The organism is Dysgonomonas sp. HDW5A, from assembly GCF_011299555.1.
Classification (GTDB): domain Bacteria; phylum Bacteroidota; class Bacteroidia; order Bacteroidales; family Dysgonomonadaceae; genus Dysgonomonas_A.
Window position 1 is genome coordinate 578096 of the sequence record NZ_CP049857.1, and the last position, 24629, is coordinate 602724.

Here is a 24629-nt window from a genome sequence, read left to right on the forward strand (position 1 = left end):
CTTATTTTTTAGAATGTTATATTGATACCACCTACAAAAGTTTTGGCTTTAGGATATGCCGAATAATCTACCCCGGGAGTAAAGGGATTTTCTTTACTGGCTCGGGTACTGACTTCCGGATCGGGACCTGAGTAATTGGTCCAGCAATATAGATTATACCCCGTAGCATATATACGTAGAGATTCTATCAGCCATTTCTTTGTCATTTTTCTAGGTAAGGTGTATCCTACTGTCAGGTTATTTAATCGGAGGAAAGATCCATCTTCAATAGCCCATGAATGCAATACTGTTGTAGTCATCATCGGATGCCAGATAGTTTTGCCTGCATTGAGTTCTTGCAGAAGAGCAGGATTTGCATTTTTACCTGAATAAATATTGTTACCGGTAGAAGGATCAATCGTTGTAAAACGATGTTGAAGACTCATTATATTTGCTAAATTCTGATTCTTACGAGTCAATAAGAAAGCACTATTATCTAATTTATTGGCATTGTATATGTCATTACCATAAGACCAGTTAAAGAATATAGAAGCATCAAACCCTTTATAAGTGGAGTTAAAACCAAAACCACCTGTATGTTTCGGTAATGCATTACCTATAACTGTTCTGTCATTTGTCGTTATTTTATCGGTTCCGTCATCTGCTATTTTTTTCAACTTCAGAGCTCCCGGTCCAAAATAACTTCCGTTTGCAATTAAGCTACTGTTATCGGCTACACCTGGATTAATAACCCATGCCATTTTACCCTGATCCCATGTAAAATCATCAAAACTATACATGCCATCAGTTACATAACCATACATTTGTCCCAAAGAGCTTCCTTCTTCGATCAGATAATCATAAGTTGGTTCTGCCGAACCATTCCAACCCGAACCATATAATTTCGATTTAGAACCTCCATACGAGAACTTATCCACTTTATTTTTATTGAAGGCAATGTTGAATGTTCCTGAAAATGTAAATTCTTTATTATCTATAATATACGCATTTACTGAGAACTCAAGACCTTTATTAGAAGTCTGCCCTATGTTTTGATATTGGCCATCGTATCCCGAAGTTGTAGGAATAGGTGATCTTACAATCAGATTTTTGGTAATATTATTATATAAATCGATTGAACCTGAAATTCGGCTATTCAGTATGCCAAAGTCTATACCAAAATTGGTCGAATAAGTAGTTTCCCAAGTTAATCCGTTACTTTTCAGAGTTGCCGAAGGGGTTAATATACTTGTTGCAGTCTCGTTTGGATAGAACACACTCGAACTCGAAGAGCCGTACTCTTGTTTATAATAAGGATCGACCCGTGCATTACCTACAGCCCCATAACTCAATCTGAGTTTAAGGTTATCCAGCCATGTATTTTGTGATTGCATGAATTCTTCTTCGGATGCTCGCCAAGCCAATGCTCCACCGGGAAAGAATCCCCAAAATAATCCGGGACCAAACACACTGATTCCATCCTGACGGGCGGTAAAAGTTACCAGATATTTATCCATCAAATTATAATTGGCACGTCCGAAAAATGAAGACATCCTCAGAGGTTCTCCCAAAGATGTTATTATAGGTTCTGCCTGTCCGTTATTCATCGCAGCCAATACTTCTTTCGATGAAAAATCAACCGGAAAGTATCTTGCCTCCACAACTTTTCTATTCATTACTCTTTCGCTAAGCTCCTGCCCTGCCAGAACATCAAATTGATGAATCTTATTGAGCTTGAAATTATACGATAGTGTATTAATGAATCGCCAATCGTGTCCTTTTTCATCTGTAATTCGGGCAACAGGTTGTCCTCCATAAGTTTTAGAAACCCCTGTTCCGCTTGTCCAAACATTGTCTGTATTATTCTTCAAGAAAGCATAGCTGAAAGTACTCGAAAATCTAAGTTTCTTTATAATATCCCAATTAAGTCCGCCAATATAAGTATTGTTGAACTTGTTTACTTTTTTATACTCATTATTGATATCGTCAAACGGATTATTCAATGCACTGTTAATACCGGCCTGATCGTCGTCATCACTATTAGAAGGATCGAAGCCTGCCAGCCCTTTAGTCGGACTATATTTTACGGCATTACGTAATTTCGTATTTGCTCCCGATCCCGAAGACACACTGGGTCCGGTAATAACCTCGTTAGTTACACGCACATTAAAATTCATGCTAAGATTATCCCTGATCTGGCTATTTACTTTAAAGTTTACATTATCACGTTTATAACCTGAATTTATCATGATATAATCTTCATCGTTACGTGTCAGGCTAAGACTATAGAGAGCAGCTTTTGTCCCTCCCGATATTCCTACATTGTAATATTGTTGAGTACCTGTATTACCAAATACTTTATCTTGCCAATCAATTCCCGGATCAGATTTATAGATATCTATATCCTGAAAGCGACCATATAATTTTTGAAAAGTGCTAGTCTGATCTAATTCATATTGATAATATACATACTCATAAGGACTGAGTACTTTAATAAAATCGTCTGTTTTTTTTGCTCCATAAGAAGCATTAAAAGTTACAGATATTTTCCCTTCACGTCCACTCTTTGTGGTGATAAGAATAACACCATTTGCTCCCTGTGCTCCGTAAATAGCAGTCGAAGCAGCATCCTTCAGCACGTCAATAGTTGCAATATCCGAAGGAGGAATATCTGTTATGCTATTCACTATAATTCCGTCCACTACATACAACGGATCATTATCCTGTGAAATAGATGTACCCCCACGCACACGAATACGTATTTGAGCATCAGGCGAACCATCGGCAGCCACAACACTTACCCCCGCTAAACGCCCTGTAAGAGCTTCGGCAGCAGAGGCTATAGGTAAGTCTTTAAGTGATTTTTCGGATATAGAAGCAACAGATCCTGTGAGGTCTTTTTTCTTTACAGTTCCGTAACCAATAACCACAACCTCATCCAATTCCGAGTGGTTGTCTTCCATAACGATATCAACCACCGAACCCGAAATAGGCACTTCTTTTGATATCATTCCAATATAAGAAGCTACAAGAGTTTTTGCTCCCGCAGCTACAGAAAGAGTATACTTTCCGTCGAGATCGGTAATTGTTCCGGTGCTCTGTCCTTTTACAGCTACAGCAACCCCGATTAATGCTTCGCCTTTAGTATCTGTTACCGTACCACTTACTGTTTTTTGTTGAGCAAATACATTTTGCCCGTATAGAAAACAGAATAAGGTACATATCAGAACCAAAATTTTCATACTTGTTTTTTGCATGGTCATTCAAATGTGTTTAATTAGGTTAACACTTTAGTTTTAGATTTACAATCTGGTAGCTTGATTCAATTGCAATGTTAATTTATATTATTTGCGACTACGGGGGATATTTTGACTAGAAAAGGGAGAATATTTGATCTACCCGCCAAAACCAAAACAGGAAAGAATAGACAAAAATGAGAGAACCCGATTATATCATCCAATTCTAAAATCGACATAAAAAAGAAGAGTTACTGTTTCCCAACCGATTAAGTCTTTCACACATATTCTTCACTCCGCCTCAAGAAGGGGGACAAACAGTCGCATAAGCGGGGTCAAATTGATTTATTAAGACTGCAACCCTTCTTTTTTTCACCAAACACACTTATATTTGTATATAGCCTATACCCAAATAATGAGAAACCGATATTTTCTTTCATTGATCCTTCTTTTAGCGATCAGCACAACTTTATTCTGTCAACCCAAATGTTATTTTGAACATTATGGGGCAGATGACGGGCTTCCTCAACATACCGTTATGAGTATTTTGCAGGATAAGAAAGGTTTTATGTGGTTCTCTACCTGGGATGGACTCAGTAAATTTGACGGTTACAATTTCTACACATATAAAATCCAAGCCGGTGATGCATACCATATGAGAAGTAATCGAATCGATTACATTTACGAAGATAAGTATGGATATATATGGACTTTATCTTATGACAGGGAAGCCCACCGATTTGACCCAAGAACCGAAAAATTCATGGGTATCAGATCTTTGGAAGAATATAAAGACTTTACATTTATTACAACATCTATAATTCCCACGCCATCGGGCAAAGTCTGGTTGATTTCGGAGAAAACCGGATGTGTATCTGTTACAGGATCGGCTTTTGATGTCCAGTTTTTTAACATTCAGAACAAAAAAATACAGGCTAATCAAGTCTACACCGTCTTTGAGGATAGCCAGAAAAACACATGGCTGCTTACAGACAACGGACTATATAATGTTTCGGAAGATGGTAAAACCATCCAGCCTCATTTCTCCGAAAAAGAGTACAACCAGACTAAACCCATGCAGAGTTTTTACTCATCCATGGAGTTAAAAGATGAGATATGGTTTGGCTCAGATAATGGCAGAATATGGATTTATAATAAGAAAGACGGACAGTTTGATCTTTTTGAGACACATTCCTCTTCCGGTATAAAACTATTAGAAAATATCGATGATACCCAACTATTAATCGCTACAGAAAACGACGGTTTTTTCATCTATAACTCGAATACTAAAGACCTAAAGAAATTTACGACAGCAAACCTTCCGGAAATGCCAGTGAATGAGATCGTATCCTGCTATATCGATAAGTCGAAAAACATTTGGTTTGAAATGGACTATCGGGGCGTTTCGAGGTTTGACACTAAAACTCAAACGATAAAACACTTATCGACTAAGACCGAGAATTTCAGTTCCATCGTCTTCCCTCCCAATTTCTTTATTTTCGAAGATAATGAAAACAGAATATGGGTTCACCCCAGAGGAGGTGGGTTCTCTTTATATGATCCACAAAAGGAAATACTTCAGCCTTTTTACAACGAGGCATCTTCTCCTACATGGCGATTCTCGGATATGCTTCATGCAGGATTCTCGGATAAACAGGGTAACTTATGGCTTAGTACCAGATCACACGGCTTAGAGAAGATTATCTTTAACAATGATGTATTTAAATCTACCATTGTAGATAAAAACACACATTCGACCATTAATAATGATGTCCGCTGTATTTTTGAGGACAGCAACCAAAACTTATGGGTCTCTGCAAAAGGCGGTAAGATATTTGTATATGATTCGGATAAAAATCCAATAGGCTACCTCTGTAAAAACGGGAAAATAGAAAACGGAGACCCTATTGATGGTATTTGCTATTCTATGATTCAGGATGATGAACAGAACATTTGGATAGGAACTAAGGGCGAAGGAATATACAAGTTAACCCCTATTACAGGATCAAAGCAGTATAAAATAGTTCAGTATAAAAACTCTCCTTCCGACTTGTACAGCCTAAGCAGCAACAGCATATACAGTATCTTTCAGGACAATCACAAAAGAATCTGGATAGGTACGTATGGAGGAGGGCTTAATCTGGTTGACCCGAAGCAAGATGGACGGTTCTTCAATTATAAAAACAATCTGAAAAACTATCCAAATCAGTTCGGGGCTCAAGTACGTATTATTTCATCGGACAAATTCGGTAATATTTGCGTAGGAACAACCTTCGGACTTATCATGTTCTCACCTAATTTCGAATTAGTAAGTTCCATTGATTATAAATCATATACCAGAATCCCCAATGATAACAACAGCCTTAGCGGAAACGATATATATGACATTTGCACCACAAAAACGGGAGAGACTTATCTGGCGACTTTTGGCGGTGGACTAAATAAAATAACCGAAACAAACAATGAGGGTTTTCCTCAAAAATTCACATCGTACACAACTATAAATGGTTTACCATCGGATGTTATACTTACAATTACGGAGGATTACCGCGGTAAACTTTGGATTACAACTGAAGGAAACCTGACAAAATTCGATCCCGAGAAAAAGACGTTCGAAACGTATTCTGAAATAAATCGCTTGATTGAAGGACAGAATTTTTCGGAAGGTGCCCGTTATGAAGCAAAATCGGAAACCATACATTTTGGCTTTTCGAAAGGATTTATATCAATAAATCCGGATAAAATTCATGACAATACATTTAAGCCTTATGTAGCACTTACTAATTTTCAGATATCCAATAAAGATGTACTTATCGGTGAAGACTCTCCGCTTAACTTAAATATAGACGATGTCGAATTGTTACGCCTAAATCACAAGCAAAACTTTATAAGTTTGGAGTTTGCTGCATTAGATTACGTAGATCCAAAGCGTATTATGTATGCCTACAAACTGGATGGTTTTGATAAAGATTGGATCATAACAAAAGAACAACGCATAGCCAATTACACCAATTTATCTCCGGGGGAATACATATTTCGAGTAAAATCAACGAATAGTGACGGTATATGGGTCGAAAACGAGCATATCTTAAGAATAGAGATAACTCCTTCATTCTGGCAAACCAAGTGGGCATATTTCTTATATTTCGTTCTCTTTACAACTGCTCTCTTTATTATTCTACGGGCGATAGTTATTTATTACCGGCTTAGGGATAAAGTAAAACTAGAGCAGGAACAAACTGAAATGAAAACCCGTTTCTTTACCGATATTTCGCACGAAATACGCACTCCCCTTACAATGATTGTATCGCCTGTCGAAAATATAATTGAAGACCAAAAGACCCCTCCGGCAGTAAAAAACCAGCTTCAGTTAGTCTTGAAAAATGCCAATAGAATGCTGGATATGGTAAACCAGATTCTCGATTTCAGGAAAATACAAAAGAAAAAACTAAATATTCAACAGACCAACATCGGTTCGTATATAGTATCTGTTTGTGATAATTTCCACGAAGCAGCAGCCGAACAAAGAGTAACGTTAAATATAGATAACAAAGCAGGAGATACTACAATCTGGGTAGACAGAGACAGTATCGAGAAACTGATGTTTAACCTGCTCTCAAATGCTTTAAAACATACGCCAAGCGGTAAAAATATCGATGTCATTATTTCTGAAGTAGCTAAAGATAATACCATATCACTTCAGGTAAAAGATGAAGGAAATGGAATGACCAAAGAAATTCTAAATAAGCTATTTACACGTTTTGCATCCTTCAACCTCGATAAAAGTAAACCAAGTACAGGCATCGGGTTAAATATCGTCAAGGAAGTTGTCGACAAGCACCATGCCAGTATATCGGTTTCGAGCGAAGTAGGTAAAGGTTCAAGCTTTACCATTAAATTCCTGACCGGTTTACAACATTTTGAGAAAGATGACAATATCATCTGCGTATCTAACGAGTCCGAGAAAGAAGACGCGATTATACCCTCAGATAGAAAGACAGAAACAGATATCGAAGACAAAATCACACTCATTGACGAATCTCCTCAAAGAGAAACTGTATTGATAGTCGAAGACGATTCTGATTTAAGGCAGTTTATACGAACCATCCTTGAGCCTCATTACGATACGCTTGAAGCCTCTAATGGAAAAGAAGGATATAGCATGGCAACGGCAAACCTTCCTGAGTTTATCCTCAGTGATATTATGATGCCCGAAATGGATGGTGTTGAACTGCTCCAACATATTAGGAGAAATCCCGAAACCAGTCACATACCACTTATACTGCTTACTGCTAAAACCGATATAGAAAGCAAGTTAGCTGGACTAGACTATGGAGCTGATGATTACATTACAAAGCCTTTTAGTGTGAAGTATCTCAGAGCAAGAATTGATAACATTATCGAACAACGTAAAAGGTTATATGAATTTTATTCGATAGGTAAACAAACGTCAACATCACCTCAGGAAAAACCGGAAACAGAACATCAAATTACCCAACAAGATGAAGCCTTTATCAGGAAAGTCAAAGAAATTATAGAGAAGAATATCGACAACAGCGACTTTCTGGTAGATAACTTGGTGACTGAATTAGCTACCAGCCGAACCGTCTTTTTCAAGAAATTAAAAAGTTTAACAGGCCTGGCTCCTATCGAATTCATTCGGGATATAAAGATTAAATATGCAGCACAATTAATAGAATCGCAACAATACACGATAAAGGAGGTATCTTTTATGATAGGCATATCCGATACTAAATATTTCACCCAGTGTTTCAAAAAAATATTTAATATGACCCCCAGTGAGTATAAGAATAAAAAAAAAGATTCTTAAGCTATATCTGATATGAAGTTTTATAAAATAAAAATTCTTATTTTAGTATCGGTAAGTATTTAATAAAACCTTATACGTATCGTTTGAGGTATATTTACACTTGCTAAAGCCGTAAATCGGCTTATAACCTTGTCTAAACTTAAACCGTAAAATCGTAGAAAAATACGGGGTATAATTAATCAAAGTCAAAATATCCCCCATACTCAAATGGACTCCTCTATATATTTGTAATAAGAGGCTGTAAAACCTTAATAAATCTGAATCAGGTCAAAAAATGCATGAACAAGGTCAAAAATGACATTATCTAATCTTCGGGTTATTCTACCTTTGTTCATCTTATAGAGTTTTCTCACTTTAGATCTGATAGACTTAAAATAACACCATGGATAAACTGATAAATATGAGTATTCTTCGTTTTTCTCACCAAGGAGTATTGATAGCAACAACTTTACTATTGTCATCTGCCTTATCGGTTAGCAATACATTCGCCCAAAACAAAAATGTAGTAATCGAAAACAAAGGCGCTAAAACGATTCTAGATTACACCGTTGAAATTCCTGTTACAGATTTAAAACTTCCAATAGGAAATTATATCGGCGTATTGCCCGACCAAACTATTGTTCCTATTGAAATATCTACCGACATAAATAATAAAGAATCGGCAATACTTCCTATAGGAAAATTAAATGCCGGAGAAAAACAAATCATTAAAATCCAGAAAGGATCTAGCGATTCATATCCAAAACGTACCTATGCCGAATTATCTCATAAAATAGGAGGAGAATTTGACGGACCTAAGTATGTGGGCGTACACTCTTGGGTAAAACCCAATAAAATCACCCTTCCGGGTAGTTTTACCGATCACTCATATTACATAAAATACGAAGGTCCCGGATGGGAGAGTGACAAAGTCGCTTTTCGTTTCTATTTAGATAACCGCAATGCCATTGATGTATTCGGCAAAAAGACTACCGGTATTGTTCTACCTGCCGTAGGTGTAGATGGTTTTGACAATTATCACAAAATGGCTCCTTGGGGAATGGACAATATGAAAGTAGGAAAAGCTCTCGGGATAGGATCTATTGCAAGTTGGGACGGCTCCAAAGCAGTGCGTGTAGACAAAAAAGACAGTACATCCTGCTATATTCAGGCAGACGGAAAAGTACGTTCGCAGGTGAAAACCATTTACTACGGATGGGAAACCAACGGAGTAAAAACCAATCTTACCTCACTCATTTCTATTGATGCAGGAAGCAGAGCTTCGCACATGGAATTATCGGTAGATAAAGCTGTACCCAATATAGCGACAGGAATAATCAAAGATAAAAATTCGGAACTGATTATAAGTAACGATAAAAATAGCGAATGGTCTTATATTGCCACTTTTGGTAAACAAAGCCTCAACAACGACATGCAAGGGTTGGCTATTTTTGCAAGAACTAAACAGATTAAAGAAATAACAACAGACGAACTGAACCATGTACTGGTTCTAACTCCTCAGAATAATGCTGTTGAATATTACTTTATGCCGACATGGGAATTAGATCCCGAACCTGTTGTAACTAAAGCAGACTTCATGAAGTGCATTGATGAAGTATTAAACCGACTAAATAACCAAATACATATCTCAATTAAATAATTGAAAGGACAAAATATCATGAAAAACTTTTTAGACGAAAATTTTGTATTGGAAACCGAAACAGCACAAGCACTGTATCATGAACATGCAAAAAGCTTACCTATTATCGATTATCACTGCCACTTAGACCCTAAACTTATTGCTGAAGATTACAGATTCGACAACTTAGGTGAAATCTGGTTGGCAGGCGACCATTACAAATGGCGTGCTATGCGTACAAACGGCATAGATGAACGTTTTTGTACGGGAAAAGACACTTCCGATTGGGAGAAATTCGAGAAATGGGCTGAAACAGTACCCTATACGATGCGTAACCCACTCTATCACTGGACTCATCTTGAATTGAAAACAGCTTTCGGTGTAGAAAAGATATTAAAACCCGAAACAGCAAAAGAGATATACGATATATGTACTGCTAAACTGCGTACACCTGAGTTTTCGGCTCGCGGACTAATGAAACACTACAATGTAGAAGCAGTTTGCACTACTGACGATCCTATTGATAGTCTTGAATATCACATCGCACTCAAAAAAGAAGGCTTCTCGGTGAAAGTACTTCCAACATGGCGTCCCGATAAAGCAATGGCTGTAGAAGTTCCTGCTAATTTCAGAGCTTATGTTGAAAAACTATCTGAAGTGTCGGGAGTAACAATCAGCAACTTTACTGATTTGATTGCAGCATTACGCAAACGTCACGATTTCTTTGCTTCAGTTGGATGTAAATTATCCGACCACGGAATCGAAGAGTTTTATGCGGAAGACTATACTCAATCAGAAATAGATACCATTTTCAACAAAGTATATTCTGGAAAGGAACTTACAGGTGCTGAGATCATCAAGTTCAAATCGGCAATGTTGGTCGAAGGGGCTATTATGGATTGGGAAAAAGGTTGGACTCAACAATTCCATTACGGTGCTATCCGTAACAACAATACCCGTCTCTTTAATCAATTGGGAGCAGATACAGGTTTTGATTCCATCGGAGACTTTACAATCGCTAAAAACATGTCGAAATTCTTTAATAGATTAGACACGGATAATAAACTGGCGAAAACCATTATTTACAACTTAAACCCTCGTGATAATGATCTGATTGCAACTATGATCGGTAATTTCCAAGACGGATCAGTAGCTGGAAAAATACAATTCGGTTCGGGATGGTGGTTCTTGGATCAAAAAACAGGAATGGAGGCTCAAATGAATTCTCTATCGAATCTTGGATTATTGAGCCGTTTTGTAGGTATGCTTACCGATTCACGCAGCTTCTTATCCTATCCACGACACGAGTATTTCAGAAGAATACTTTGTAATCTGATAGGCAATGATGTTGAACAAGGCTTACTGCCTTCTTCCGAATTACCATTCTTAGGAAAATTAGTAGAAGATGTTTCTTATTACAATGCCAAAAACTTCTTTAAATTTTAAGGTCATAGACATTAACTTATAAATAAAACAACAAAAAATATAACTATCACACGATATGAAAAAAGTAGTCACCTTCGGCGAAATCATGCTACGCCTGTCAGCCCCCGGCTATCAACGCTTTATCCAGTCCACTAACCTGAATGCCACCTTCGGAGGCGGCGAAGCCAACGTAGCCGTATCCCTGTCCAACTACGGCATACCCACCGACTTCGTAACACGCCTACCCAAAAACGACATAGCAGACTGGTGCATCTCAGACCTACGCAAATACAACGTAGGAACCAGCAACATACAAAGAGGCGGAGACCGAGTAGGCATCTACTTCCTCGAAACAGGAGCCGTAGCCAGAGCCTCCAAAGTAGTCTATGACAGAGCAAACTCAGCCATAGCCGAAATCAAACCCGGCATGATCAACTGGAGAGAAATCTTCAAAGACGCGCAATGGTTTCACTGGACAGGAATCACACCCGCCCTCTCACAAGGAGCCGCAGACGCCTGCCTCGAAGCCATCAAAATAGCCAATGAAATGGGAGTCACCGTATCCACCGACCTCAACTACCGCAAAAACCTGTGGAAATACGGTAAAACAGCCGACCAAGTAATGCCCTCACTCGTAGAAGGATGCGACATCATACTCGGAAACGAAGAAGACGCAGAAAAAGTATTCTCAATCAAACCCGAAGGCTTTGACGTAGCCCATACAGGCGGAGAAGTCAACGCAGCCGAATTCGAATCCGTATGCACCCAGATGATGAAGAAGTTCCCCAGAGCAAAAAAAGTAATCATTACCCTGAGAGGCTCCATCAATGCCAATCACAATACCTGGGGAGGATGCCTGTATTCGGATAAACTATACCAATCCAAACGATATGACATCAGTCACATTGTAGACCGTGTAGGCGGAGGAGATTCCTTTATGGGAGGATTAGTTTACGGACTGATTACTTACCCACAAGACGACCAAAAAGCCCTTGAGTTTGCAGTGGCAGCTTCCTGTTTGAAACATACTATTTATGGTGATTACAACTTAGTGACTGTTTCAGAAGTGGAGAACCTCATGAAAGGCGATGGTTCGGGTAGGGTATCTAGATAATGACAAAATATCGATTTTAATAAAGTAAACAGATAAAATGCAAGATCAATTTTCCCTAAAAGGTAAGGTAGCTCTGATTACAGGAGGAACTTACGGTATAGGGATGGCTATGGCACAAGCCTTAGGAAAAGCCGGAGCCACAATTACATTTAATGCAAGAAGTGAAGATAAAGTAAGAGAAGCTGAGCTAGAGTGCAGAGCTTTGGGGCTGGATGCGTATGGTTATGTTTGTGACGTAACTATCGAATCTAAAGTTCAATCAATGGTTAGCGATATTTCTCAAAAGCATGGAGATATTGACATTTTGGTAAACAATGCAGGCATCATCAAGCGTATTCCTGCTTTGGAAATGTCGGTAGAAGATTTCAATGAAGTGATCAATGTTGATTTAACAGGTCCTTTTATTGTCTCAAAAGCGGTAGCTCCGGGCATGATACGAAAAGGAGGTGGCAAAATAATCAATATATGCTCCATGATGAGCGAATTGGGTCGTGAAACGGTTACAGCCTATGCAGCAGCAAAAGGCGGACTGAAAATGTTGACTAAGAATTTAGCTTGCGAATGGGCTGAATATAATATTCAAGTCAATGGCATAGGACCGGGCTATATTGCAACTCCGCAAACAGCAGCATTAAGAGAAGAAGGTAATCCATTTAACGACTTCATCATGGCTAAAACTCCTGCTGCACGCTGGGGAACGCCCGAAGACCTCGAAGGCCCGACTGTATTTTTAGCATCTAAAGCATCTGATTTTATCAATGGTCATATTCTTTATGTAGATGGAGGAATTCTTGCTTATATAGGTAAACAACCCAAGTAAGTATAAAAAAGGTCTGAGACCTTAAAAATACAAGAGTAGATATGCATAGTTTATTTTAGATTGTCAGCATAGTTATTTCGGTTATAAATGATTAGTTTTCTGCATATCTACTCTTTTTAAGAAAAAGAATTTATATTAAGTATTCAACAAAACGAACAAACATATGTCCCGATTCAGTCGTATAGAAGCCTGCCAGGCGATGGCACAAACAGGCATGGTACCCGTCTTTTACAACAAAGACCTGGAAATATCCAAACAAGTAGTCAAAGCCTGCTATGACGGAGGCGTCAGAGCCTTCGAATTCACCAACAGAGGCGACTTCGCCCATGAAATCTTCGCCGAACTAGTCAAATGGTCAGCCCAAGCATGCCCCGATATGATACTCGGCATAGGCTCCATCGTAGACGCAGGCACCGCCTCCCTCTACCTCCAACTCGGAGCCAACTTCGTAGTAGGCCCCTTACTAAACCCCGACATCTTTAAAGTATGCAACCGCCGCCAGGTAGCCTACATACCCGGATGCGGATCCGTATCAGAAATAGGATACGCACAAGAACTGGGAGCCGAAGTAGTCAAAGTATTCCCCGCCGGAAACGTCGGAGGACCCACCTTCGTTAAAAACGTCAAAGCACCCATGCCCTGGTCAAGTATCATGGTAACAGGAGGAGTAGAACCCACAGAAGATAACCTTACCAAATGGATCGAAGCCGGAGTAACCTGCGTAGGAATGGGCTCCAACCTCTTCCCTAAAGAAGTAATAGCAGCAGGGAACTGGGCGGAAATAACCCGTATGAGTAAAGAAGCACTGGCCATCATAGCCAAAGCAAGACAAAAATAAGGTTGACCTTATTGATACTTTTATTTACACCCTATTGTTAGATGAATAACAAAAAGGTCTTAGACCTTAAACCTTTAAATACCTATAAATGAATACACCTAATCAACCCACACAAAAAATGACCAACTACAGGTGGACCATCTGTGCCATGTTATTTTTTGCCACCACAATCAATTATCTGGACAGGCAGGTACTCTCCCTGACCTGGAAAGACTTTATATCGCCCGAGTTTCATTGGACAAATGACGACTATGGAACAATAACCGCACTATTCTCTATATTCTATGCAATAAGCATGCTATTTGCCGGTAAATTTGTAGATTGGATGGATACCAAGAAAGGATTCCTCTGGGCAATCGGGGTCTGGTCGTTCGGAGCTGTAATACATGCCTTCTGCGGAATAGCCACATCAGGTATAACAGCCGGAGAATGGTTTGTGGGATTCGAAGGTGCACGTGAAGCAATTGCTGCCGTACAAAATATAGGACGCGTAGCCAATGTAAGTGTCGTACTCTTTATTATAGCACGATTGGTACTGGCCATCGGTGAGGCAGGAAACTTTCCTGCAGCTATCAAGGCTACAGCAGAATACTTCCCCAAGAAAGACAGGGCTTATGCAACCAGTATATTCAATGCAGGTGCAACCGTAGGAGCACTCGCAGCACCCGTTACCATTCCTGTTATTGCCAAATTCTGGGGATGGGAAATGTCATTCATTATTATAGGAGCACTCGGTTTTATCTGGATGGGATTCTGGGTATTTATATATGACAAACCCGAAAAAAGCAAGAAAGTAAATACTTCCGAGTTAGCTTATATTCAACAAGATCAGGAATCAACAGACTCGATAGAAGAAAAAGTAGAACAGACACAGGAAAACAAAAAGATAACTTTCAAAGAAGCTTTCAGATATAAACAAACTTGGGCATTTGCTTTCGGAAAGTTTATGACAGACGGAGTTTGGTGGTTCTTTCTATTCTGGGCACCCGCTTACCTAAGCTCGGTATACGGAATCAAATCATCGGATACGGTAGGACAATTAGCTATTTTTGTACTCTATGCGATCACGCTTCTATCTATTATTGGAGGATGGCTACCCAGCTACTTTGTAGATAAAAAAGGAATGAATCCATATGCAGGAAGGATGAAAGCCATGTTGATTTTTGCTTTCTTCCCCCTATTGGCTCTACTGGCTCAACCGTTGGGATATATATCTTATTGGGTACCTGTTATTATCATTGGTATTGCAGGGGCAGCTCACCAAGCATGGTCGGCTAATATTTTCTCAACCATCGGCGACATGTTCCCCAAGAAAGCCATCGCAACTATAACCGGTATCGGTGGTATGGCAGGAGGAGTAGGTTCCTTTCTGATCAATAAAGGATCAGGCACATTATTCGATTATACTCAAAAGCATTGGAGTACCATAAACGGACAACCTTTACTCGAAAAGTTCCCCGAATTTAAATCAGCAGAGGCTACAGCCGAACTCCTCAAACAAAACAATGTGAGCGGTATCGAAGAATTCCTCAAAATGTTAGCTCAATCGGGAGATACTGTAGTCAACGGAATAAGTTCCGGATACATGATTATATTTTCGATATGTGCCGTATCATACCTGATCGGATGGACTGTAATGAAAATACTTGTTCCTAAATATAAACCAATTACTGATTTGTAAAATAAAAATAGTTACGGGCTACAAGACTTGTAACTCATAACTCTGATAAAATTACTACACATGAAAAAGTTAAATAAAACAACCGTAGATAAAAAAGAACTTCCTGTAAAAATACTTCAATTCGGCGAAGGTAACTTCCTTAGAGCTTTCGTTGATTGGATGATCCACAAAGCCAACGAAGCAGGAGTAATGGATCATGGTATTGTTGCCGTACAACCGATTGCCGGTGGAGAATTTGTTGCTAATATTTTCAATGAGCAAGATTCGATGTATCACGTATACCTAGAGGGAATCAAAGACAAGAAACCTGTCAAAGAAGTTACTTTGGTGAAGAGCATCAATGAAGTATTGAATCCTTATTCTCAATATGCAGAATACGAAAAATTGTTCTTGAGTGATGGTTTAGAAATGATTATTTCGAATACTACCGAAGCAGGTATTCGTTATGAAGAAGGTGATGATCTGAATGCAACGCCTCCTAAATCGTTCCCCGCTAAGATGACCGCTTTATTGCATAAACGTTACAAGAAATTTAACGGTGATCCCCATAAAGGTTTACTTATCATTTGTTGTGAATTGATTGAAGATAACGGATCGACACTTCGTGAATATGTATTGAAACACGCAAAGTATAACAAGCTGGAAGAAGGCTTCATCAATTGGATAAATACAGCCTGTCACTTCTATGATACATTGGTAGACCGGATTGTTCCCGGATTTCCTAAAGAAAATATCGACGAAATAAAAGCAGAACTAGGATTCGATGATAATCTGGTTGTAAAGGGCGAATATTTCCATGTATGGGCTATCGGTGGTGATTCTGTTATCAAAGAAAAACTACCATTAGACAAAGCCGGATTGAACGTGCTTTTTATGGATGACATAAAAGATTTCCGTGCTAAAAAAGTCCGTATTCTGAATGGTTCTCATACAGCAATGGTTCCTGTTTCTTTGCAATTGGGATGCCAAACGGTAATGGATGCTTTCAATACTCCTGAAGTTGAAAAATACATCAATCAGATGGTAGCTACCGAAGTACTTCCTGCGATTGACGAGGATCCCGAAGAATTAAAAGCTTTTGCTGCTAAAATTCTGGAGCGTTTCTATAATCCTTACCTGAAACATTATCTGAAAGATATTTCACTAAACTCTATTTCTAAATGGGAAACACGTGATTATCCTACAGTATATGATAACTATAAGAAGTTAGGAAAATCTCCACGATTGACTACTTTCTCTTTTGCGGCTCTTTTGGTTCTTTACAGTGGAAAATCGGAGGTAAGTTTTACACCTAATGATACGCCCGAGTTTATCGAATTCATTAAATCTACTTACAAAGAGTACGATATAAATGGATGGGTAGCAGGTATTCTTGCCAATAAAACGATGTGGAAAGAAGATTTTACAGAAATACCCGAATTTGGTGAAGAAGTAGCCGAAGATGTAAAACTGATTCTTAATAAAGGAATGCTTAAAGCATTAAAAGAAATTATCTCATAATAATTATTGATTGAATTATATATACTTCAAACATAGAAGGGTAATCGAATGAAGTGTTATCCTTCTATGTTTTATCAACTGAAAAACAGCCTTTAACCATGAATAACGATTGCTTATACTGTACTAAAAATCAGACTCAAAAAGATCTGATGATCGAGATATGCGAACTTAGTGTTTCAACAGTATTTCTGTTCAAAGAACAAACACATAAGGGACGATGTATTGTAGCGTATAAGAATCATGCTACAGAACTATATGAACTGGAGGGACAAGAACTGCTTTCGTATATGGAAGATGTCAATCTTGTTGCCCGAACTTTAAAAGAGTTATTTAATCCTGCGAAAATAAATTATGGGGCATATTCTGACAAATTGCCTCACTTACATATACACCTCGTTCCTAAATATATAGATGGAATAGACTATGGTTCGATATTTGCAATGAATCTACAGAAGGTATATCTGTCTGACGTAGAATATACTGAAATGATCAACTTAATAAAAGCCAGATTAAAATCATGAATAAATATCTAAAAATAAATCCAAAAGACAACGTTTGCGTTGCTATAGAAAACCTCAATGAAGGTGATGTTCTATCGGTTGATGGGGTTAATATGACGATCAAAAACCCAATAGAAACAGGGCATAAATTTGCCATTACGGATATAAATACGAATGAGAATGTCGTAAAATACGGCTACCCTATCGGGCATGCAATTGCAGACATTAAGGCAGGAGAGCATGTGCACACTCACAATGTGAAAACCAATCTACATGATAATCTGCAATATGCGTATGTACCTGTACATCCGAAATTGAATATCCCCAAAAGTGACCTGACAATAAACGGTTATTTACGCTATAATGGTGAAATGGGTATTCGTAACGAATTGTGGATAGTACCCACGGTAGGTTGTGTAAACGGACAGGCTCAGGCAATTATAGAGCGTGTAAAGAAAGAACTGGATGTTTCACACATTGATGATATCCGTGTATATACTCATAATTACGGTTGTTCTCAACTAGGAGACGACCATACCAACACGCAAAAAGCGTTGGCTGCTTTGGCTAAACATCCCAATGCGGGTGGTGTATTAGTACTAAGCTTGGGATGTGAGAACAATCAACAAGCAGATTTCAAAGTAGCCATGGGTGAATGGGATCACGAACGTGTACGATTCCTCATTTCTCAACAAGTACAGGATGAAATAGCAACCGGCTTCGAAATGATGAGCGAATTGGTTGAAAGAATGAGAAAAGATAAACGTGAACAGCTTCCATTATCGAAACTTAAAGTCGGGTTGAAATGTGGCGGTAGCGATGGTTTTTCAGGAATCACAGCCAATCCTTTGGTAGGACAATTATCCGACTGGTTGATAGCCCAGGAAGGTACAAGTATTCTGACCGAAGTTCCTGAAATGTTCGGAGCTGAAACGATATTAATGAACAGAGCCGAAAACGAAAAGGTATTCAATGATACGGTTTTACTGGTAAATAACTTCAAAAATTATTTCCGTAAATTCGATCAGGAAATATACGAGAACCCATCTCCGGGAAACAAAGCTGGTGGTATAACCACACTTGAAGATAAATCGTTAGGCTGTACTCAAAAGGGAGGAAATTCGGAGGTTGTAGATGTTTTAGACTATGCTCAACCTGTAACTAAACATGGATTGAACTTATTAAATGCTCCGGGTAATGACCTTGTTGCAGCATCGGCATTAGCAATGTCGGGTTGCCAGATCGTATTATTTACAACAGGTAGAGGAACTCCATTCGGTTCTTTTGTTCCGACTATGAAAATTTCTACCAACTCGAAATTGTACAACTTCAAAACAAACTGGATAGACTTTAATGCCGGCACTTTGCTCGAAGGTAAAAGCATGGAAACTGTACTTAAAGAGTTTATCGATTTCATTATCCAAACATGTGATGGTAAACACCTTAAACATGAAGAAACAGGATTTAAAGAAATCGCAATATTCAAAACAGGCGTTACTTTATAAGCATCTTAACACTCTCTCTTATTTATATTGGATTAAAAGAAAAAAGCATCTGCAAAAATTCGCAGATGCTTTTTTTTTAGGAGTTATTATTTATATAAATAATGATATTGTAGCAGATTTCCCTCTACTCCATAATAATAGCCTTACCCTCAAAATAAGGAAATCTAGTTATACCTATTATGATATATTTTCATGTTATTTATCTATATTTGTCCAACTTATTTAATCATCGATTAAGATGCTACTTATTTTTCGATATTTATTTCTGTTTCAATCTTTTATTTTTGGCATTATCGGACTTTTCTTATTGATATCTTTTCCTATGTTTTATATCGCAGTTCCAGAAAGATTCAATAATAATGATCCTTTAATATATGGTTCTATATGCGGATTAGCATTTACAGGAATAAGTTATGGTTTTTACTATATAGCTCGAAAAATAGAACACATCATCAATAAGTCTAATTAGTATTTCATTTTTTTTAATTAAGACTATTATGAGGGTATTATTATTGGCTTTATTGCTTTTATTTTCCATTTCTTTTTATGCACAAACCAATGATAATAAACCAAACATGAATCATCAAGACTCTATTGATGCAGGTCTGAAAGTCAAAATACCAGAGTTTCCCGATGGCATTGATGCTTTAATTGCCTTTTTAGGTAATAATCTAAAATACCCACTTGATGCAGAAAAACAAAAAATAGAAGGACGAGTTCTAGTTCAATTTATAGTATCAACTACAGGAGATGTTGAAAATATAACTATCCTTCAGAAGCTATCTCCTTCGTGTGATGAAGAAGCGATAAGAGTTACACAGCTTATGCCCAAATGGATACCTGGAGAGATGAAAGGAAAGAAAGTAAATACAATCTTCAAATTACCTTTTAATTTTAGTTTACCCCAGAAATGACAAGACCATACTCGTTTTTGGATAAATATTTTTTAGCATTGGGATTTATATCTGAACTCTATTTTCAAGTAGAGCTAAGAGTTCATTAAATACTGTTTCTATTTATGAACACAATCACAGAATTTAATTAATATCTTATTTTTCTATAACACTTGGCAAAACAAAGAAAAATGTACTACCCATACCCTGAGCCGTTTCGACATCAATAGAACCTCCTTGTGTTTCGATAAACTCTTTACTGATTGCCAGTCCTAATCCTGTTCCAGATTTAGAACTTCCGGGAACTTGAAAATATCGTTCGAATATCTTCTTCTTGTACCGACCATCAATACCTTTTCCCGTATCTCTTACCGAAAACAAAACTCCTTCCGGATGCTTTTTCAGTGAAATAATCACCTCGCTTTTTTCTATTGAATATCGAATTGCATTCGTTAGAAAATTAGTCATCACCCATGCTGTTTTCTCGGCATCGGCATGAACAAAAGGTATATCCTCTTCAATATCCGATTGAAGTACAACATGTTTTTGATCTGCTTGAATTTTAGTTGTATCAATCGCATACTGTAAAATGATACGTGGATCGGTAGCTTGTATATTCAATTGAATGTTTCCCGTTTCGACCTGAGACATATTCAGCAATTCGCCTGTTATCTTAAGGAGTCGTGAACTATCATCTTTTATACTTTCGACCAATTGCTTTTGCTCGTCATTCAGCTTGCCTGTTTCGAGGTGTTCCAATAATTGTGTACTCATTTTTATAGACGAGATAGGAGTTTTCAACTCATGAGATATGGTAGCTATAAAATTGGTTTTAGCAGAATCCAGTTCTTTGAAAGGTGTGATATTTTTCAGCAGTATTACGTAGCCAATCAATTCGCTCCTCTCCTCCCCTGTTGGCGTAACTTCTATATTAATTATCTCTTTTTCGAAATATGATTCTTTGTTATCTGTATAAATTTTCAACGGTGTTTTTTTATCCGTTTCTTTCAACGGCTTTATAATGTCTACAATAAGCGTACGTATCAAATCGTTACTAACAGCAATATCCACTACCGATTTATTGATAATCTCGGCTCTGGTTAAGCCTGTAATCTTTAGAGCCTCATCGTTTACAAACAGGATTATTTTATTTTCGTCAAGCCCTATCACCGGATCGTGCATATTATTTATCAGAGTTTCTACCCGCTTCTTTTCTTTGAGGATTTTCTCTAATCGGCTGCTCGAATATTCTTCGAGTTTCTCAGCCATCGTATTAAACGATTTAGCTAAATCTCCGTATTCGTTATGACCTTCGAAGTGTACTCGCTGACTATAGTTCTGATTGGCAATCTGCCTGATGCTTTCGGTTAGTTCACGTATTGGTTTTGCGATATTGTTGGGTAACTTTATTAATAATCCGAAGGCTATAAGAAAGCATAAAGCACCTGTTACAACAATCCAAACGATAGCTGCCTCGGCTGTATTATTGGCGATTTCGCTTTTCTGCTCGATAGCTCCCATATTCAGCTCCATCAACTTGGCAATATCTGTGCGGATATATCCCTGTATTGTATCATTAGTCATATCGACTTTAAGCTTCTCAAAATTCTCGGCAATATCTAAAGTCACATTATCTTCATTCCTTTCGGTCATGTTGTGTAATTGCTTTTCCAAATTACTACCGAACTTCGAAACCGCTTTCGGATTGTCTTTCATCTCATCCAAAGCCAACAGCATATTACGAGAGTATTCCATCGTATTGTAATTGGCTGTCAATATATTATTTGTGTCTCTTTTCAACTCGTTAATATACCACATACTAACCCCTGCCAAAAGGATAATAAGGCAAAAAAGGAGTCCGACTCCGAATGTCAATTTCTTTTTTATTTTCATGATAAGATAATTAAATCAATTCCCTCAGCTTTTAGTGTTTTCAGTAATTCATTCATCGGTCGAGTTTGTAATACCATCCGAAACCAATGCAAATGAGGCATTCCGATACATACGGTCGATACATTCATCTTTATAGCCTGTTCCACAATTGCTTTAGGTATACTCTTATGCTTTACCTGTATAACCTGACCGCCCAATTCGACAGCTAATTTAAAACTATTAATCAACTTTCGCTGACTATCCAGCGCTATTTTATCGAGGCTCTCCTGCGGTCGCTGAACATACAACACATACCACTCGCCATTGTAATAGCCTGCCTGACGTGCTGTTTTCCTGATTATATTGTTTGCTTTCTTCCCGTTACTGCCAATACACGCCATAAATGTCATATGCTTGCTAGGCGTAGCATTGGGTGCTTCACTATCGGCTTTGCGTACCACATGACTGGCAACCTCTTTGAGAGCCAATTCTCTCAATCGAAGGATATGTTCACTTTTGAAAAAATTATCTAAAGCCGACCGTATTTTATCTGTGGGATATATTTTTCCATCCTTTAAACGGGAGATCAAATCCTCGGCAGTAAGGTCGATATTTACAACCTCATCCGCCATTGTGATTATGCGGTCTGGAATACGTTCGGCAACCTCAATACCTGTAATTCTCTTTACTTCTTCATTGAGACTTTCGATATGTTGAACATTTACGGCACTGATTACATTGATTCCTGCTTCTAAAATTTCTAATACATCCTGCCAGCGTTTTTCATTTTTGCTGCCCTCGATATTGGTGTGTGCCAATTCGTCGATAATCACAATTTCGGGATGAAGATTCAATATGGTCTGTACATCCAGTTCTTCAAGTTCCTTTCCTTTATAGAAAATTTTTCGGCGTGGAATTATCGGCAATCCTTCTAGTTGAGCTGCAGTTTCTTTTCTGCCATGTGTTTCGATATAACCAATCTTAATATCAATGCCATTTTCCTGAAGAATGTGTGCTTCCTGAAGCATACGATAAGTTTTGCCTACACCGGCTATCATACCTATGTAGACTTTAAATTTTCCTTGCCTCGATTTTTTTATCAGATTCAGGAAATGTTGCACATTATTTTCTCTTTCTTCCATCAAAGTATAATTTAGAATCTCACTGCTAATGCTGTCGTTACAAATACATCAGTATCAGTAAATCGATCTTCTTTTTGAAACACTTCATTTTGACTGGCAAAAACCCGTCCCTCAACTCTCCAAACAGCAGCATCTGAAATGAGATAATCAAAATTAAGAGAATATCCCCATGTTTCAAACCCATCAGGAGCTTCTGTTGAAATGATTACACCTTCTTCATCCTGATAATATTCAGCTCGGGCAGCTACATTTATTTTATCGGATAACGAATATCTTCCTAACAAAGCAAAAGTATACCATCTGTTATAACTGCTACTGCCTTTCTCTTTCTGTTCCCAACCAATATCAAACCCGGCGGTGAGATCCAATTTATCTGTCAGTTGAAATTGCCCGAAAAGATCGTGAAAATAGCGCATTTTTCTCTCATTATCGGGTTTATCATTTCCGATAAATGAACTGCTATTTAAAGTAACTCTAGCATTCGGCTTGAAAACAAGCTGATGCCCGAAAGCAGGCGTATTATTTCCGTCTACACGCTGAATACGTTGCCATCCATTCAAAATTAAACCACTTAGCATCCATCGGTTATCATCGGTGGTATAGGTTACTTTTGCCCCAGTTTCGAAGTAAGGCGAATTTTCAGCCATAATACTTCTTGTTAGCGTCCAGCAATCCATTCCGATAGCGCTTTCGAATCCAATATGCGATGCGAAAACTCCTGCATCTATCCAGATATTTTTAGTCTTCGATAATTTAACTCCGATATTTGCCTCATAGATATTCTTCAAAACTCCGGGTTCGGCTGCCATGTTATCATTACTATATGTACCCGCCATTAACCCCAGATTAGCTCTGACATTTTGTGTATTGTAAGATGCTTTGATCATCCCGATATTCAGATTCACTTCGTTGTGCCTGTTATAAGCATACATAAATGGTTGCCTCTGATGATTGTAGGGTTTATTGAAGTCGTAGCTATAATAAATATCTCCATATCCACCGATAGTAAGAGGAGAAGCTACTTTTGCATCATCTTGCGAAAACGCATTGATTGTGAACATAGTCAACAATGTAACTATAAAGCTTACTGTTTTCATCTTATTTCAACGTATCAAGAGCTATATTTAATTTCAGTACATTAATCTTTTCTGTTCCGAATAATCCTAATAATGGTTTTTCGGTTTGTTCATCAACTAATTTCTGTACCTCCGATTCAGACAATCCACGTACTTTAGCAATTCGTTTTACTTGAACATGGGCTGCTTGTACCGAAATATCCGGATCGAGTCCACTGGCACTTGCTGTTATAAGATCAACCGGGATTTCATTCTTTGGAATACTTGGATTATGCACTAGAAAAGTATCAATCCGGGCTTTTACTGTTTCCAAATATTCACTGTTCGAAGGTCCTTTGTTACTTCCTCCTGATCCTGCCGCATTGTAATTGACAGCAGATGGGCGTGACTGAAAATACTTATCACTTGTAAATGACTGCCCAATATTACTGTAATATGTATTGCCTGAATATTCTATAATCTCTCCTTTTCCATTATTGGGAGACAGTTGAGCTATACCCCATACGCAAACAGGATAAACAACCGCGAAAAGTATAACAGTAGCTATCGTTAATCGAATAGCAGGTAAAATATCTTTTTTCATTTTATTTTTATATTAA

General features: G+C 38.0%; 16 protein-coding genes. 11 read left to right on the forward strand and 5 right to left on the reverse strand.

Annotated features, from left to right (window positions below; translation table 11 throughout):
- Positions 1-8 precede the first annotated feature (8 nt).
- Positions 9-3221 (reverse strand): TonB-dependent receptor, encoded by a 3213-nt coding sequence (locus G7050_RS02305; protein ID WP_166110623.1) that lies wholly within the window; start codon positions 3219-3221, stop codon positions 9-11.
- A gap of 409 nt (positions 3222-3630) precedes the next feature.
- On the opposite strand from G7050_RS02305, the gene G7050_RS02310 reads away from it, so the two are divergent.
- The 11 genes from G7050_RS02310 to G7050_RS02360 all read left to right on the forward strand — a co-directional run bounded on the left by G7050_RS02310 (position 3631) and on the right by G7050_RS02360 (position 19961).
- A complete protein-coding gene (locus tag G7050_RS02310; RefSeq protein ID WP_255499244.1) occupies positions 3631-8046 on the forward strand; it encodes a hybrid sensor histidine kinase/response regulator transcription factor in 4416 nt (1471 codons plus the stop codon).
- 382 nt (positions 8047-8428) lie between these two features.
- The gene (locus G7050_RS02315; protein ID WP_166110626.1) at positions 8429-9685 is read left to right on the forward strand and encodes a DUF4861 family protein; all 1257 of its coding nucleotides are present in this window, start codon (positions 8429-8431) and stop codon (positions 9683-9685) included.
- Between the two features lie 18 nt (positions 9686-9703).
- On the forward strand, positions 9704-11110 hold the full coding sequence (gene uxaC, locus G7050_RS02320) for a glucuronate isomerase (RefSeq protein ID WP_166110629.1): 1407 nt from the start codon (positions 9704-9706) through the stop codon (positions 11108-11110).
- 55 nt (positions 11111-11165) lie between these two features.
- Positions 11166-12203, forward strand: a complete 1038-nt coding sequence (locus tag G7050_RS02325; RefSeq protein WP_166110633.1) for a sugar kinase — start codon at positions 11166-11168, stop codon at positions 12201-12203.
- Between the two features lie 37 nt (positions 12204-12240).
- Positions 12241-13023 carry a gluconate 5-dehydrogenase gene (locus G7050_RS02330; RefSeq protein ID WP_166110636.1) on the forward strand — a complete coding sequence of 261 codons (783 nt, stop codon included), beginning with the start codon at positions 12241-12243 and terminating at the stop codon, positions 13021-13023.
- Positions 13024-13186: 163 nt separating this feature from the next.
- Positions 13187-13861: a bifunctional 4-hydroxy-2-oxoglutarate aldolase/2-dehydro-3-deoxy-phosphogluconate aldolase gene (locus G7050_RS02335; RefSeq protein WP_166110639.1), complete on the forward strand. Its 675-nt coding sequence runs from the start codon at positions 13187-13189 to the stop codon at positions 13859-13861.
- 88 nt (positions 13862-13949) lie between these two features.
- Entirely contained in the window at positions 13950-15542 is a 1593-nt protein-coding gene (locus tag G7050_RS02340; protein ID WP_166110642.1) for an MFS transporter, read from the forward strand.
- A 60-nt stretch (positions 15543-15602) separates the two neighbouring features.
- Positions 15603-17042, forward strand: coding sequence for a tagaturonate reductase (locus G7050_RS02345; protein ID WP_166110645.1), 1440 nt, complete (start codon positions 15603-15605; stop codon positions 17040-17042).
- Between the two features lie 98 nt (positions 17043-17140).
- Positions 17141-17563 (forward strand): HIT family protein, encoded by a 423-nt coding sequence (locus G7050_RS02350; RefSeq protein ID WP_166110648.1) that lies wholly within the window; start codon positions 17141-17143, stop codon positions 17561-17563.
- Complete coding sequence (locus G7050_RS02355) at positions 17557-19047, forward strand: UxaA family hydrolase (protein WP_304487125.1); 1491 nt, start codon at positions 17557-17559, stop codon at positions 19045-19047. Before G7050_RS02350 ends, G7050_RS02355 begins: the two co-directional genes overlap by 7 nt.
- A 497-nt stretch (positions 19048-19544) precedes the next feature.
- Positions 19545-19961, forward strand: coding sequence for an energy transducer TonB (locus tag G7050_RS02360; protein WP_166110654.1), 417 nt, complete (start codon positions 19545-19547; stop codon positions 19959-19961).
- Positions 19962-20096: 135 nt separating this feature from the next.
- Here G7050_RS02360 and G7050_RS02365 read toward each other — a convergent pair whose 3' ends face one another.
- Genes G7050_RS02365 through G7050_RS02380 form a run of 4 tightly spaced genes read right to left on the reverse strand, consistent with a single transcriptional unit; the run spans position 20097 to position 24613 of the window.
- A complete protein-coding gene (locus G7050_RS02365; protein WP_166110657.1) occupies positions 20097-21833 on the reverse strand; it encodes an ATP-binding protein in 1737 nt (578 codons plus the stop codon).
- A complete protein-coding gene (locus tag G7050_RS02370; RefSeq protein WP_166110660.1) occupies positions 21830-22954 on the reverse strand; it encodes a sensor protein KdpD in 1125 nt (374 codons plus the stop codon). Before G7050_RS02370 ends, G7050_RS02365 begins: the two co-directional genes overlap by 4 nt.
- Before the next feature lie 11 nt (positions 22955-22965).
- Entirely contained in the window at positions 22966-24051 is a 1086-nt protein-coding gene (locus tag G7050_RS02375) for a porin (RefSeq protein ID WP_166110663.1), read from the reverse strand.
- A gap of 1 nt (position 24052) precedes the next feature.
- Positions 24053-24613 (reverse strand): K(+)-transporting ATPase subunit C, encoded by a 561-nt coding sequence (locus G7050_RS02380; protein WP_166110667.1) that lies wholly within the window; start codon positions 24611-24613, stop codon positions 24053-24055.
- Positions 24614-24629 lie beyond the last annotated feature (16 nt).

Bases quoted from the DNA above. Each gene is read 5' to 3' on its own strand.
- G7050_RS02335 (WP_166110639.1), top strand. From the start codon at position 13,187: ATGTCCCGATTCAGTCGTATAGAAGCCTGCCAGGCGATGGCACAAACA.
- G7050_RS02330 (WP_166110636.1), top strand. From the start codon at position 12,241: ATGCAAGATCAATTTTCCCTAAAAGGTAAGGTAGCTCTGATTACAGGA.
- G7050_RS02380 (WP_166110667.1), bottom strand. From the start codon at position 24,613: ATGAAAAAAGATATTTTACCTGCTATTCGATTAACGATAGCTACTGTT.
- G7050_RS02310 (WP_255499244.1), top strand. From the start codon at position 3,631: ATGAGAAACCGATATTTTCTTTCATTGATCCTTCTTTTAGCGATCAGC.
- G7050_RS02325 (WP_166110633.1), top strand. From the start codon at position 11,166: ATGAAAAAAGTAGTCACCTTCGGCGAAATCATGCTACGCCTGTCAGCC.
- G7050_RS02360 (WP_166110654.1), top strand. From the start codon at position 19,545: ATGAGGGTATTATTATTGGCTTTATTGCTTTTATTTTCCATTTCTTTT.
- G7050_RS02340 (WP_166110642.1), top strand. From the start codon at position 13,950: ATGAATACACCTAATCAACCCACACAAAAAATGACCAACTACAGGTGG.
- G7050_RS02375 (WP_166110663.1), bottom strand. From the start codon at position 24,051: ATGAAAACAGTAAGCTTTATAGTTACATTGTTGACTATGTTCACAATC.
- G7050_RS02345 (WP_166110645.1), top strand. From the start codon at position 15,603: ATGAAAAAGTTAAATAAAACAACCGTAGATAAAAAAGAACTTCCTGTA.
- uxaC (WP_166110629.1), top strand. From the start codon at position 9,704: ATGAAAAACTTTTTAGACGAAAATTTTGTATTGGAAACCGAAACAGCA.
- G7050_RS02365 (WP_166110657.1), bottom strand. From the start codon at position 21,833: ATGAAAATAAAAAAGAAATTGACATTCGGAGTCGGACTCCTTTTTTGC.
- G7050_RS02305 (WP_166110623.1), bottom strand. From the start codon at position 3,221: ATGAAAATTTTGGTTCTGATATGTACCTTATTCTGTTTTCTATACGGG.
- G7050_RS02350 (WP_166110648.1), top strand. From the start codon at position 17,141: ATGAATAACGATTGCTTATACTGTACTAAAAATCAGACTCAAAAAGAT.
- G7050_RS02315 (WP_166110626.1), top strand. From the start codon at position 8,429: ATGGATAAACTGATAAATATGAGTATTCTTCGTTTTTCTCACCAAGGA.
- G7050_RS02370 (WP_166110660.1), bottom strand. From the start codon at position 22,954: ATGGAAGAAAGAGAAAATAATGTGCAACATTTCCTGAATCTGATAAAA.